The 13,972-nt window shown below is 42.7% G+C and carries 15 protein-coding genes; 14 read left to right on the top strand and 1 reads right to left on the bottom strand.

Annotated features, from left to right (window positions below):
* Window positions 1-20: 20 nt before the first annotated feature.
* From ACOQOA_RS11865 to ACOQOA_RS11840, 6 genes are all read left to right on the top strand, one after another.
* Window positions 21-1,160 carry a M14 family metallopeptidase gene (locus ACOQOA_RS11865; protein WP_420548837.1) on the top strand — a complete coding sequence of 380 codons (1,140 nt, stop codon included), beginning with the start codon at window positions 21-23 and terminating at the stop codon, window positions 1,158-1,160.
* A gap of 46 nt (window positions 1,161-1,206) precedes the next feature.
* Complete coding sequence (locus tag ACOQOA_RS11860) at window positions 1,207-2,019, top strand: hypothetical protein (protein ID WP_420548836.1); 813 nt, start codon at window positions 1,207-1,209, stop codon at window positions 2,017-2,019.
* A gap of 16 nt (window positions 2,020-2,035) precedes the next feature.
* Window positions 2,036-2,845, top strand: a complete 810-nt coding sequence (locus ACOQOA_RS11855) for a hypothetical protein (protein ID WP_420548835.1) — start codon at window positions 2,036-2,038, stop codon at window positions 2,843-2,845.
* A 130-nt stretch (window positions 2,846-2,975) separates the two neighbouring features.
* Window positions 2,976-3,290, top strand: coding sequence for a hypothetical protein (locus tag ACOQOA_RS11850; protein WP_420548834.1), 315 nt, complete (start codon window positions 2,976-2,978; stop codon window positions 3,288-3,290).
* 12 nt (window positions 3,291-3,302) lie between these two features.
* Window positions 3,303-3,740 (top strand): RrF2 family transcriptional regulator, encoded by a 438-nt coding sequence (locus ACOQOA_RS11845; protein ID WP_420548833.1) that lies wholly within the window; start codon window positions 3,303-3,305, stop codon window positions 3,738-3,740.
* A gap of 10 nt (window positions 3,741-3,750) precedes the next feature.
* Entirely contained in the window at window positions 3,751-4,185 is a 435-nt protein-coding gene (locus ACOQOA_RS11840) for a group III truncated hemoglobin (RefSeq protein WP_420548832.1), read from the top strand.
* A gap of 4 nt (window positions 4,186-4,189) precedes the next feature.
* Here the strand turns inward: ACOQOA_RS11840 and ACOQOA_RS11835 are convergent, their stop codons facing one another.
* A complete protein-coding gene (locus tag ACOQOA_RS11835; protein ID WP_420548831.1) occupies window positions 4,190-5,752 on the bottom strand; it encodes a peptidoglycan DD-metalloendopeptidase family protein in 1,563 nt (520 codons plus the stop codon).
* A 381-nt stretch (window positions 5,753-6,133) separates the two neighbouring features.
* Between ACOQOA_RS11835 and ACOQOA_RS11830 the strand changes: the two genes are divergently transcribed.
* The 8 genes from ACOQOA_RS11830 to ACOQOA_RS11795 all read left to right on the top strand — a co-directional run bounded on the left by ACOQOA_RS11830 (window position 6,134) and on the right by ACOQOA_RS11795 (window position 13,866).
* Entirely contained in the window at window positions 6,134-7,171 is a 1,038-nt protein-coding gene (locus ACOQOA_RS11830; RefSeq protein ID WP_420548830.1) for a PstS family phosphate ABC transporter substrate-binding protein, read from the top strand.
* 114 nt (window positions 7,172-7,285) lie between these two features.
* Window positions 7,286-8,662, top strand: a complete 1,377-nt coding sequence (gene pstC, locus ACOQOA_RS11825) for a phosphate ABC transporter permease subunit PstC (RefSeq protein WP_420548829.1) — start codon at window positions 7,286-7,288, stop codon at window positions 8,660-8,662.
* On the top strand, window positions 8,655-9,965 hold the full coding sequence (gene pstA, locus ACOQOA_RS11820; RefSeq protein ID WP_420548828.1) for a phosphate ABC transporter permease PstA: 1,311 nt from the start codon (window positions 8,655-8,657) through the stop codon (window positions 9,963-9,965). The genes pstC and pstA overlap by 8 nt, the downstream gene beginning before the upstream one ends.
* A gap of 65 nt (window positions 9,966-10,030) precedes the next feature.
* A complete protein-coding gene (gene pstB, locus ACOQOA_RS11815; RefSeq protein ID WP_420548827.1) occupies window positions 10,031-10,834 on the top strand; it encodes a phosphate ABC transporter ATP-binding protein PstB in 804 nt (267 codons plus the stop codon).
* Between the two features lie 28 nt (window positions 10,835-10,862).
* Entirely contained in the window at window positions 10,863-11,576 is a 714-nt protein-coding gene (gene phoU / locus ACOQOA_RS11810) for a phosphate signaling complex protein PhoU (RefSeq protein WP_420548826.1), read from the top strand.
* Between the two features lie 54 nt (window positions 11,577-11,630).
* The gene (phoB, locus tag ACOQOA_RS11805; RefSeq protein WP_155153423.1) at window positions 11,631-12,326 is read left to right on the top strand and encodes a phosphate regulon transcriptional regulator PhoB; all 696 of its coding nucleotides are present in this window, start codon (window positions 11,631-11,633) and stop codon (window positions 12,324-12,326) included.
* Between the two features lie 128 nt (window positions 12,327-12,454).
* The gene (locus tag ACOQOA_RS11800) at window positions 12,455-12,991 is read left to right on the top strand and encodes a hypothetical protein (protein WP_420548825.1); all 537 of its coding nucleotides are present in this window, start codon (window positions 12,455-12,457) and stop codon (window positions 12,989-12,991) included.
* A 116-nt stretch (window positions 12,992-13,107) separates the two neighbouring features.
* Window positions 13,108-13,866: a substrate-binding periplasmic protein gene (locus tag ACOQOA_RS11795; protein WP_420548824.1), complete on the top strand. Its 759-nt coding sequence runs from the start codon at window positions 13,108-13,110 to the stop codon at window positions 13,864-13,866.
* The last annotated feature ends 106 nt before the right edge of the window (window positions 13,867-13,972 follow it).

The following is a 13,972-nucleotide window of genomic DNA, read 5'->3' as shown; positions in this document are numbered from 1 at the left end:
CCGGACAAAAGGGATCAAAAATGAGTATCCGTATTAATTCGAATTTCGATTCAGGTGCAATCGATGTTTTATCAGCCGAAGACGCAGACAATATCCGCCTTCGCATCGCTGCCGATGCAGGTGGAGAGTTCCGTCAATGGTTCCACTTTCGTGTAAGTGGCATCAAAGGAGAGCAGATGGTTCTGAAATTTGAAGATATGGATACAACGGCTTACCCACCAGGTTGGGAAAATTACAAATGCCGTGCATCTTATGATCGTGAAACTTGGTTCCAAGTAGATACTGAGTTTGATGGAAAAACCATGACTGTCCGCCATATGGGCCAAGCAGATACAATCTATTTTGCGTATTTCGCGCCTTATTGCCGCGAACGTCAATTGGATCTTATTGCAGAAGTTGGCCTGCATCCTGCCTGTAACGTAGAAGTTCTAGGTGAAACCCTAGATGGTCAAGATTTGGATATGTTGATCATTGGCGATGATTGGGATCATGAAAAACTGAAAATCTGGTTTATTGCCCGTCAACATCCAGGCGAAACCCAAGCAAGCTGGTGGATGGAAGGCATGTTACGTCGTCTATTGGATGACAGCGACCCTGTGAGCCGCAGCCTTCTTCAAAAATGCGTTTTCTATGTCGTACCAAATATGAATCCTGATGGTAGCAAACGCGGCTATCTTCGCACAAATGCAGCGGGCGCTAACTTAAATCGCGAATGGGCAACACCCTCCATGGAGACAAGCCCAGAAGTTTTCCTCGTTGATCAGGAAATGAGAGAAATCGGCCTTGATTTCTGTCTGGATGTACATGGCGATGAATCAATCCCTTATTGCTTTATTGCAAATGCGGATGCTATTCCGAACTGTGATCCACGACTGATTAATCTCAGGAAGTCATATGAGGCAAATTTGGCAGCTATCAGCCCTGACTTCCAAACAGAGCATGGCTATCCGGAAACTAAGCCGGGCGAAGCGAATTTGACAATTGCCAGCGCACATATTCAAAATACTCATCAAGCCCTAACTATGACATTGGAAATGCCGTTTAAGGATAATGATGATATGCCAGATGAGTTTATGGGTTGGTCCCCGGAACGATCTCGTAAACTAGGTCAAGCATGCCTAGACGCACTTTGGGCGGTTCATGGGGACCTAAGAAAATAAGCTGAGTGCTATTAGGAGTTTCAATTGATGTGTTTAGGGGGTGAATATGTTTGATACCAGTAAAGCCATCCGTAATAGATCTGACGATTTGGCAGATAAAGTTATGGAAGGACAATCGGTCTCTATCTATTTGCGCCCTAATGACACGCGTGAAGACGAACTGGGCCTAGGCCCCTATATTGAGTCGGTTTATCTGCCACATTTAATCGTTAGAGATAAAATGGTCTGGGCAGGACAAGATCGAAATGTAGCAGGAGTTGCTGGCGCCTCTCTATCCCATACAGCGGGTTACCTCTATTGCAATGCAATCGACATGTTTATGAATTATCGGATGAGCGATGAACAATTAAACGAAAAATCGCCTAACCTTTCTATCTTAATGCTCTCCAGCAGTCATTATTCCGAGTTACGTTGGCATTGCCATGACGATTATGAATTAGTTTGGGAAGATAAACCGAAACAAGATAAATCAAAAATTGTCGAAGCAATTCATCGTGGTGCAAAATTCAAAATTGCCTTCCTAGATGAGAAAGAGTTTTGGAATATTCATCCGGTTTATTACCCATTTTACTACCCAGACAAAGACATATTGGAATTCCATACCCATTTAGGATGTCTGCCAAATCTGGTCAAAGAATCTCCCGCGCATTTGGACACCATTTGGAAACAAGCCAATGGCGTAAATCTGGACAGCACCAGCCCTGCGTCTGTGCATCAGAAAGTTGCAGCAAGCAATTCTGGCTTCTGGATTAAGTACAAAGTGCGTGATAACGGGTATTATCAAACCATCGAAGATCAAAAAAATGGTCGTAGACGCCCTTATAAACGTATGAAAATTTTCGCATCCAAGGCCATGTAACAAGAGTAAAATTCATATGCAATCTAATGCGCAAAAGAATAAGTTTGATGATTTAGCTAAACTTGCTTTGGAAGGGAACTCTGTCCATATCTACTTAAAGCCTGATGCCGATGTCAAGGATCGCGACGGCACAAGCAGCTATATTGAATCTTTAGATCTAAGGCATCTGATCATCAAAGATAATGATGTATGGGCATGCCAAGATAGAAACGTTTCCCAATTTGTAGATGAAACTATTACATATACAAGCGGCTATGCTTACAGTAATGCACTGGATATGTTTGTAAATTTTCGCGCAACCGACCAAGACTTGTTAAGTCAACAGGATGCACAACAACGTATTTTATTAATGACGACAGGCCGTTACCAGGAATTGGAATGGATTTGTCATAACGACTATGAACTTGTGTGGGAATATGGAAATACAAATGGCTATTCCCACATAATCGAAGCAATTAAAGCTGGCAAAAAATTCAAACTTGCCCTTCAAGATCAAGCGGGATTCTGGAATATACATCCAGTCTATTATCCCTTTTACTATCCCGATGATGATGACATAAGTTTCCTTACATGTAACAACAACCTGCCAGCTTTATTCAAAACGCCTATATCAAGCATCGTGGATTTCTGGCAAGAAAAATCAGGATATCCATTGGATGCACATAATCCAGCCTTGCGGGAAATAAGTCTTGAACTTACCAGTCCAGGCTATTGGACATGTTATAAAGTTACAGGACATGGCGTCTATCAGACGATAAAAGATCGAAAAGAACATACTGCTCGCAAATACAAAGCCTGTAAAATATTCGCGTCAAGCAACTCATAATCAGTTCCTCCTTAGACATTTAAGAATCTGATATTAAAAACAAAATTATACATGCATATAAAATACTTGTTATAAATGCTTATTTGCGCTAAATAAGATGCATATAAAATACTTGTTATGGAGTTGAAAAATGTCTATATTCACAAGCACTGAAATTGGCAGTCCTGCTAATCAAGCTGGTCAGCGCGCCATACGTAATGGATGGATGGCATCTATCTTTCATGTGATTTTAGCATTTTCCTATGGAGGTTTCTATCAACCGACATGGTTAACGGGAAATATGACTGAAGGCGTGATTTTTGCTGTCATGGCTTTAACAGTGCCAATAACAATGGCTGTTGTAGGCATAACCAGTTATAGGAAGCATTACCGTAAGTTAATGCAGGAACAAGTAAACATGAATGCGCAACACCCACACGCCAAAGCCTGGGTAGCAGCAGAATAATGAAGAGAATTGATGCGCCTAACTCAATTTACAGACTATGCCTATCGCTCCCTAATCTATCTGGCGATGCGACCAGATGAATTATGTACAGTCCAAGAAATTGCGGATTGTTATAACTTGTCCAAAAACCATTTAATGAAAGTTATTCAAAAACTTGGTCAAACAGGCTTTGTTGAGACTATTAGAGGTAAAGGTGGTGGATTACGTCTGGCACGCCCTGCATCCGAAATTAATATTGGTTCGGTCGCCCGTGCTATGGAAGGCCCATTATGTGTTGTTGAATGCATGGGAAAAAATTCGGCCTGTAAAATTGAAAGCGGCTGCATCTTGAAATCAGCCTTGACCCGTGCAGCAAATGCCTTTTTCGCCATTCTAGATGAATATAACTTAGAAGATATTACCAAACGTAAAGGCGAACTCGGCCGCCTGTTATTTAGTGATGTGGCTTAAGGAAATAAGAATGACGACAACAAAAATGAACCACACAGAAATCAACGACCAAACCATTAAGATTCTAGTAGATCATTTCTATAGCAAAATTTTAGAGGATGAGTTAGTTGGGCCTCTTTTCAAACGCCATATAGGTGACACGCTGGACCAATGGGGCGATCACTTATTGACCATGTATCGTTTTTGGGCATCTGTAATGAATGGCACCGGACAATATAAAGGTAGTCCACATATGGTTCACAGCCGTTTCGCGCATGAAGCAGAAACAGAATTCTTCCAACGCTGGTTAAACTTATGGTTTGAAAGCTGCGATGAAACCTTTGTTCCGGATGAAGCTGATAAGTTTAAGAAGAAGGCTGAAATGATCGCAAAAAGCCTTCACTACACTATGTTTGATGATAAAATGCCGGAAGACTATATTCCACAACCAAAATCAGCTGCTTAATAAGTTACTGCGCCACCGAAGCTTCTTGTATCGTTTCCGCGGACTGAAGTGGGGTAAGTTGTGTTGCTTTTTCAGCATCATACAACTTGTCCAATTCAGCCTTTGCAATGTTAAACGATTTAAGCTGTTTTTTGTTCAACTTTTTACCAGTCGGTAACTTAACAGAAAGAGGGTTTACCGCACGCCCGTTTTTATGCACTTCAAAATGCAGATGGTTACCAGTTGATCGACCTGTTGTACCAACATAGCCAATTACTTGACGTTGTCGCACACGCTTACCGTTACTGATACCTTTAGCAATATTATGCATATGCGCATAAGCCGTCTTATAAGTTCCATTATGTCGAATACGTACATATTTACCGAAACTGCCGTTCCAGCCGGCGACTTCTATCACACCGTCACCTGCCGCATAAATTGGTGTTCCACGAGGTGCCGCAAAGTCGGTCCCCTTATGTAATTTCGTATATCCTAAAACAGGATGCTTCCGATTGCCAAAACCAGACGAAATCCGTGCGCCATCTATCGGTGTTCTTAACAATGCCTTACGAACGGATTGCCCTTTTGACGTATAATAATCGGCAAACTCATCTTTTGGCTTGAAACGATAATACTTATGGTGATCCCCGCTTAACGTCATCTCAGCCACAAGAATTTTACCTGTTTCGATTTCACGACCAGCTTCGTCTTGTAACGATTCATACATCAAAGCAAAACTATCGCCTTTTTGAATTTCACGTTGAAAATCCACATCAAAGCTAAAGATATTAATCAAGTCAGCCAAAACACGCGAAGGGATGCCTGCTTCCGTTGCAGCAACATATAAACTGCTTTCGATAACACCATTGGTGACTTTCAAATTCGTGCTCAATGGTACTTCTTCCACAATGGTTTCAAAGCTACCATCTGCTTGTCTTGTGGAAATAACTTTGCGTTTTTGATCTGGCTCTAATGTAAATTCTTCAAGGATCGGCCCTTCGTCTCCCTCAATCAAACGAATCGATGTTTTTTGACCTGGGCGTAATTTCCGAACAGAAAAGACCTTGTTAAAACTTCTTGTCGCAAGATGCGTATCTCGCTGGCTGGCGCCCGCTGCAACCATAATATTTGCCAAGGTATCACCTGATTTTATTTCACCAAGAATAACCGTATCCACGGCTTCAAGTGGGCCCTCCTCAATCACTTCCACCACTGGAGCAGGTTGCACAATCTCAACTTCTGGAATTGCGACTTCTTCAACTTTCTCTTCCCAGATATCCGTCCAGACACCAAGCCCTGCCAGAATAAACATACCAAAAGCGCTTCCTAATGCAGCAGCCCCAATTAGGCGTGCTTTATTTACATTCGCTGTGGCAAGCGGGTTTTTATGAGATTTTCCAGCAAAGGGTTTAAAACGCTTGATTCCCTTTACCCCCTTCTGCTTTTCATGAACATGCGTCGCTTCACCCAACTCAGGGAAGCTCTCCTGCATTTCTTCGTCAAGATCTTGAAAAGGATCATTCAACTGGATGGAGCTACCGCCTTGCCCAAGACGTTTTTTCCAAAAATTAACAATCTTACTTTTCATTATCTTTTATTCTTTATCTAGAAGTTCAAATGCCAGAAATATGACAACAATATAGATTAATCAGGTTATAGACTGGCTCGCAAGGGGCGTCCATCCCTCATTTTCATCAGGAAAATCGGGTTACTTTTATACAATATATTATGGCGAGAATAAGACGAATCCTTATCCCTGGTTTCATATTAAGGATTTTTTTCACTTTTATGACGGTGTTTCACGAAACTGTAACATTTATTCAATAAAAGAGTCGCAGATAAACGATAAATCTTCCTGCACATGATCTTCGAAAGGGGATTTTCGGAACTCATGTGCAAGTTTGAAACCGGTTCAATGCATCCTACAATTTTAACGCGGCGAGCCACTCCAAAATTCAGGATAATGATTATGAAATCTTTGATGAAATCTGTTGCAGCTGCTGCTCTTGGCTTTGTTGCTGTATCTGGCGTTGCTGAAGCACGCGACCAAATCCACATTGTTGGTTCTTCTACAGTATTCCCATTTGCAACAGCAGTTGCAGAGAACTTCGGTAAATCTACAGACTTCAAAACACCAGTTGTTGAATCCACAGGTTCCGGCGGTGGTTTGAAATTGTTCTGCTCTGGTATCGGTGTTCAACATCCAGACATCACAAACGCTTCTCGTCGTATTAAATCTTCCGAAGTTAAAAAATGCGCAGAAAACGGCATTACAGACATCGTAGAAGTTAAAGTTGGTTACGATGGTATCGTTATCGGTAACGCAAAGTCTGCACCACAATTATCTTTGACAAAGAAACAAATTTTCTTGGCTTTGGCGAAAGAAATTCCAGATGGTAATGGCGGTTACATTGCTAACCCTTACATGAAATGGTCTGACATTGATGCGTCTTTGCCAAACACAAAAATCGAAGTATTGGGTCCTCCTCCAACCTCCGGTACACGTGATGCATTCGTTGAGCTAGCAATGGAAGGTGGCGCGAAGAAAATTGACGTTCTTAAAGCTCTTCGTAAGTCCGACAAAAAAGCATTCAAAGCAGTTGCACATGCAATCCGTGAAGATGGTGCATTTGTAGAAGCAGGTGAAAACGACAACTTGATCGTTCAAAAACTAGAAGCTAACCCGAATGCATTCGGTATCTTCGGCTTCTCCTTCTTGGATCAAAACTCTGACAAAATCCAAGGTTCTAAAGTTGGTGGTAACGAGCCAACATTTGAGAATATCGCAGATGGTAAATACGGTGTATCCCGTTCCCTATACTTCTATGTGAAAAAAGCACATGTAGGCGTGATCCCAGGTGTTCAAGAATATTTGACAGAATTCACATCTGACGATGCTTGGGGTGATGAAGGTTACCTAACAGACCGCGGTTTGATCCCAATGCCAACTGAAGAGCGCGAAGCTTACAAAGCGGCAGCAATGGGCCTAACAAACTTATCCATGTAATCAGTTACATGATTGGTTGAGAATTGTTGGCGGGCCCTACAGATACTGTAGAGCCCGCCCTTTCTTTCCCACCAATTTATTATTTTATCATTTTTGATATTTCGGCGGTTTTAAATGACAAGTACAATTTTAGCAGTTTTGTTGGTGGTGATCTTTATTTTCGCCTTCAGCAGCGGCAAAAAACGTGTCAGAAAACTGGCAGGTGAGACTAAAATTCATTCTTTGCCAGGTTATTATGGTGTATATGCCGTAATGTATGCAGCAATCCCTGCTTTTCTTTTATGGGCTGGCTGGACACTTTTTGAACCTACTATCATCAAAAACATTGTCTTGGATCCAATCATTACAGCTTCTCCTAATTTAGAAGCTAATCAAATTGGTCTTATTTATAACGACATTCAAAACTTGGTTGCTGGTCGTGGTGATATCACCAAAGCAGCGCCTGAAATCGTAACAGCCGTTGATGCTTATAGAAGCCTCAAAGGTAACAGTCAGCTTGCAGCACTTGTTCTTGTTCTTGCTATGGCGGTTATCGCCTTGAAAGTTGCCCATGGCAAAATCAATCCCGATTTCCGTGCACGTCAAGCCGTTGAACGTATTGTGATGGTCTTGTTAATCACAAGTTCCTGCATTGCGATCTTAACCACCGTCGGCATTGTTTTATCTTTGATTGTTGAAGCAAGCCGCTTCTTCGCAAAAGTACCATTTTATGAATTCCTCTTTGGTCTGGAATGGAGTCCGCAAACAGCTTTACGCGCCGATCAAGTAGGATCCAGCGGTAGCTTTGGTGCAATTCCCGTATTTGCCGGCACATTGCTCATCAGTTTCATTGCTATGGTTGTTGCCGCCCCGATTGGGTTGTTTTCAGCAATTTATATGTCCGAATATGCCTCTTCCAAAGTGCGCGCCGTAGTAAAACCACTTTTGGAAATCCTCGCAGGTATCCCAACGGTTGTTTATGGCTTCTTCGCCGCCTTGACTGTTGCGCCATTCTTACGAGATACAGGTGCAAATCTAGGCATCGGTATTTCAAGTGAAAGTGCATTGGCAGCGGGTTTGGTGATGGGAATTATGATTATTCCTTTCGTATCCTCCCTTTCCGATGATGTGATTTCTGCGGTTCCAAATTCATTGCGTGAAGGCTCATATGGATTAGGGGCTACACGTTCTGAAACGATTAAAAGTGTAATCCTTCCTGCTGCATTACCGGGTATTGTGGGCTCACTTCTGTTAGCTGCCAGTCGCGCTATTGGTGAAACCATGATCGTGGTTATGGCCGCAGGCCTTGCTGCAAATCTAACGGCTAACCCATTTGCAGCTGTGACAACAGTAACCGTACAAATTGTGACCTTGTTGGTTGGTGACCAAGAATTCGACAGCCCTAAAACCCTAGCCGCTTTTGCGCTTGGTTTGATGCTGTTCTTTATCACCCTTCTTTTAAACATCGTGGCGCTGCGCGTCGTACGCAAATATCGTGAGCAATATGACTGATACAACACCAAATGCTGTTCCTCCCAAGTCTGTGACCACGGCAAGTTCCGAACGTGTCGCAGCAACTTTGGCAAAACGTCATGCAGCCGAAAAACGATTTCGCATGTATGGCATTGGTGCCATTGGTTTAGCCTTAACCTTTTTGGTGATCTTATTTGGTAGCATCATCACACAGGGGTATTCCGCCTTTTGGCAAACAGAAATCCGTTTGGATGTTCATATTGACGAAGGTGAATTTGCCTCTCGTGAATATGCAGACATCCGTAAAGCAAGCTTTAATAAGATGCTTCGCAATTCTTTGCGTGAAGTTTTCCCAGATGTGAAAAGCCGCAAAGATAAAAAAGAGCTTTATAAAGTCATCTCTTCTGGCGCTAAATACGAATTGCAAAGCATGGTCGTTGAAAATCCAGATTTGATTGGGACCACCGTATCATTTTGGATGGCCGCATCCGATGATGTCGACATGCTCAATAAAGGCTACATTGATCGCAATTTGCCAGAATCTGATCGTCGTCTATCTGACTTCAGCATCGGATTGGTAGATACATTAATTGAAAAAGGCGATTTGAAATCGGCATTCAATACACGTTTCTTCAGTAACGCAGATAGCCGCGAACCTGAACAAGCTGGTATCTGGGGTGCTGCAATCGGATCTTTCTGGACCTTGATGGTTACCTTGCTTCTTTCCTTCCCAATCGGTGTCGCCGCGGCCATCTATCTGGAAGAATTCGCACCAAAGAATAAATGGACTGATCTGATTGAGGTCAACATTAACAACCTTGCTGCGGTACCATCCATCGTCTTTGGTTTGTTAGGCCTTGCCCTCTTTTTGAACTGGTTCAATTTACCACGCTCTGCGCCAATCGTTGGTGGCATGGTTCTAACTCTTATGACTTTGCCAACCATTATCATTGCCTCCCGTGCTGCATTAAAGGCAGTTCCACCATCTATTCGTGAAGCTGCCCTAGGTATGGGGGCGAGCCGCCTGCAAGTGGTGACTCATCATGTATTACCGCTGGCAATGCCAGGTATGCTAACAGGTACCATCATTGGTATGGCCCAAGCCTTAGGTGAAACAGCCCCGTTATTGATGATCGGGATGGTGGCCTTTATCGCAGATATTCCAGGCGGCCCAACCGATCCTGCAACCGCGTTACCAGTACAGATTTATCTTTGGGCAGATAGTCCCGAACGTGCCTTTGTAGAACGCACAAGTGCCGCGATCATGGTGTTGCTTGGTTTCTTAATTTTTATGAACCTTGCAGCCGTTTTACTTCGCAAGAAATTTGAACGTCGCTGGTAATTCAAAACCAGTGTATAATTGAGCCAGTTTTTTAGAAAGTGACATCGAAAATGTCAGGAATTAATATGAAAAATCTAGAGCAATCCGAAGTAGTTAATTACCCAGCTGATCGTGCGATCAAAATGCAGGGGAAAGACGTGAAGGTATTCTATGGCGAGAAACAAGCGTTATTTGACGTAAATATCGACATCTATGACCGTGAAGTGACCGCACTGATCGGACCATCCGGTTGTGGTAAATCCACCTTCTTGCGCTGCTTAAACCGTATGAATGATACGGTCGACATCTGTCGCATCGAAGGTAAAATCACTGTGGATGGCGAAGATATCTATGAAAAGTCAGTCGACCCGGTTCATCTTCGTGCCCGCGTTGGTATGGTGTTCCAAAAGCCAAATCCATTCCCGAAATCCATTTTCGACAATGTCGCGTACGGTCCAAAAATCCATGGTTTAGTGGACAATAAAACCGATCTTGAAGAAATTGTTGAAACATCTTTGCGTAAAGCATCCATCTGGGATGAAGTAAAAGATCGCCTTGATGCTCCGGGAACTGGCCTTTCCGGTGGTCAGCAACAACGTCTATGTATTGCACGTGCCATTGCCGTTCGCCCGGAAGTAATCTTGATGGATGAGCCATGTTCCGCGCTTGATCCGATTGCAACCGCCAAGATAGAAGAACTTATTCATGAATTGCGTGAAAACTTCACCATCGCCATCGTAACCCACTCTATGCAACAAGCCGCACGTGTTTCACAGCGTACAGCCTTCTTCCATTTGGGTCATCTGGTTGAGATGGGTGAAACAGATCAAATCTTTACCAACCCTGAAGACGAACGTACCCAAGGGTATATTACAGGCCGCTTTGGTTAAGCTGCATTTTAACATAGGATTAAAGTAAATGAATACGACAGTCGGTTCAGACCATATCGTTACAGCTTATGACCAGGATTTGGATGAGTTGTATCGCCTCGTAAGCCAGATGTCTGGTTTGGTGGAAACTCAATTTGCAAATTCCTTAAAAGCGGTAGATGCCCGTGATGAGGAATTGGCCTTAAAAGTAAAACAACGCGACAAAGAGATTGATCAACTGGAAGCAGATGTTGATGCAGCCGCAATCCGATTGATTGCCCTTCGCCAACCAATGGCAGATGATTTGCGTTTCATTATTTCTGCTATGAAAGCAGCTTCTGATATCGAACGCATCGGTGATTATGCAAAAAACATTGGTAAACGCACCCTAGTAATGAGCCAGTTCCCTGCTATGCCAGTGATGAAAAGTGTCGTACGTATGGGGCAATCTGTGCAAACACAGCTTCGCGATATTTTCGATGCTTTCCTTGCCGGGGATGAAGAAAAAGCGGTGCAAGTATGGGAAAAAGATGAAGATATCGATGCCCATTACACAAGCCTGTTCCGTGAAATCTTAACCTATATGATGGAAGATCCACGTAATATTACGGCTGCCTCTCATCTGATGTTTGTAGCTAAAAACATCGAGCGTGTTGGTGATTTGGCAACGAATATTGCAGAATCAATTTACTTCACAAAAACAGGTGAATCATTGGCAGATCGCCCTAAAGCGGATGCTTCTAAATATGAATCACTAGATTAAAAGAGATATCTCTTTTTCATTTAAGACGACTTAGACTAAAGACGGATAAAGACTATGAGCCAAGGCAAAATTCTAATCATCGAAGACGAAGCCGCAGTGGTAACTTTGTTAAAATATAATTTGGAAAAATCCGGTTATGAAGTAACAGCTGCGATGGATGGTGAGGAAGGCCTCATTATGGTGGAAGAAGAACAGCCGGACCTGCTATTGGTTGACTGGATGCTTCCACATGTATCAGGGGTGGAAATTTGCCGCCGCTTGCGTCGTAATCCGGACCATAAGAATTTACCGATCATCATGTTAACGGCGCGTGGCGAAGAATCAGACACTGTACGGGGCCTTGAGTCCGGTGCAGATGACTATATGGTAAAGCCCTTCTCCCCAAGTGAATTACAAGCACGTATTCAAGCTGTCCTTCGTCGGGCGCGCCCATCTCTTGCCGCAGATAACTTAAGCGTAGGTGGCTTATTGATGGATTTGGTTTCCTTACGTGTTTATCGCGATGATACCGAAATCAAATTAGGCCCAACCGAATTTAAATTGCTGCGTCACTTCATGGAAAATCCAGGTCGTGTTTATTCCCGTGAACAGTTACTGGATATGGTTTGGGGGCGTGATGTCTATGTGGAAACACGTACAGTTGATGTTCATATCCGTCGTCTTCGTAAAAACCTGAATGACGGTGGGTTGCCGGACCTGATCCGCACGGTACGTTCTGCAGGTTATTCTTTGGATGATAGCAAAGTTTAAGACCAAGCTTACAGTTGAAATCAAAAACAGGAGGTAAATTTTCATTTACCTCCTGTTTTTATCTGGAAAACTCGCCAAAGCGTGATTATCCTGCTTTGTCATAAGGATAACTCACAAAGGTTTTAGATTTGTCTTCACCATATTTGACAATTGTTACGAAAAAACTTGGCGCGCTTAGTGATGATATGCGCCTCTATTTCGACCGGGTGATCAATAATGTGGAAACCTTGAAAGCGTTTCAACATCGCGAGAACCTTGCCTATATTATCCTGTCACAAGCCATCGATGCGGCCCCAAAGGAATTAACCAAGACGGTGCCGGAACAGGCCTATACCACACATCTAGCACGTTATCTTCACGAACATGAAGATCATCATGCCCGCTTGATGCATTCAAGCCAGTTTCTGGTTAATCCAACGGGCGTAGGTCAAGAAATCGCCGCTGGTTTTATTGCTATTATCGCTGAAGATATGTTGCAACAATATGCCATGGGCACGTTAGAAATAGATGAACCAGAAACCTATGCTTTCCGCTGGCCTTTCTATTCCGAAACCGACTTTCCTTATGAAGATAAATCCGCGGAGGAAACCGCAGAAGAAGCTGCCATTTTGGACCGTCTTGAGGCTACGCTTGCCAAAATCCAAGAGGAAAAAGACAAAAAATAGCTTTGAAAACTGATAGATCTTAAAGCTTATCTGCAAATTTGCAAGATTTATCTATCTAGATATCAATTGAAACTTATTGTAGTCTTAAAAAACAGATAGATAACATTGATAAACCAATGAAATATGTAACGATTTATAAGTTCTGGCTTCTAAAAATACTATTCGTAACGTTTGCTATATTCCAAACCAATATTAGTGCAGCATCAGATACGAATTCATTAGTTTTAGAGATCAGCTACGATGGTGAGTTTTCTCCATTCACCTATCAAAATCGTGATGGCATAGCTTCCGGTATTCTAATCCATACATTAAAAAAAGCTCTAGAAAACAAAGAAATCAAATTCAATCTAACGGCCCATCCGTGGAAACGAACAGTCGCCTTAACGGATAAAGCAATGGTGGATGCCTCTCTCCCATGGCGTTATGCGGAAGAACGTGCAAAAAAATATATTTTGGTTGGCCCTATTACCCCCAAAGGTAGCCCTACGGTCATTTGGGGCCGAAAAAATGATACTAAGATCAAATCATGGAAGTCCATATGTGATCTATCACCATATAAAATTGGGGCTATTTCAGGTTATCGCTACCCCGCAATTATTGAGGACGCAAAATGCATTGAAAATATGCAATATTCAACGATCACCAATGAAATGTTACTACAAAAGCTACTCAACAAAAGAGTCGATTTAATCATTGGCGATAGAAATGTCCTCAAGGAAGCCACAAAACAACAAAATGTAGAAAACATGTTTGAGGAGGTATCCCCACCACTTGAATATGTGCAGCGTTATCTTGCTGTTCCAAGGTCTAAGCCACAGGTCGCCAAAATCCTTCAAGACGCGCTTGACGATTTTCATAATAGAAGTGGCGAATAACGCATCTATCTTTATCTCATCTTAAAAGAAAAAACGGCCCTGTTCCGAAGAGACAGGGCCAGTATGTTCTGAGAGAACAACTTTAATCGAGTAAAAAGGGGTCTTC

The sequence above is a fragment of the Curvivirga sp. genome (assembly GCF_965219885.1).
Classification (GTDB): Bacteria; Pseudomonadota; Alphaproteobacteria; order UBA8366; family Aestuariispiraceae; genus Curvivirga.
Note: the sequence above shows the minus strand (reverse complement) of the source record. Positions and strands in the feature narration are given on the sequence as shown.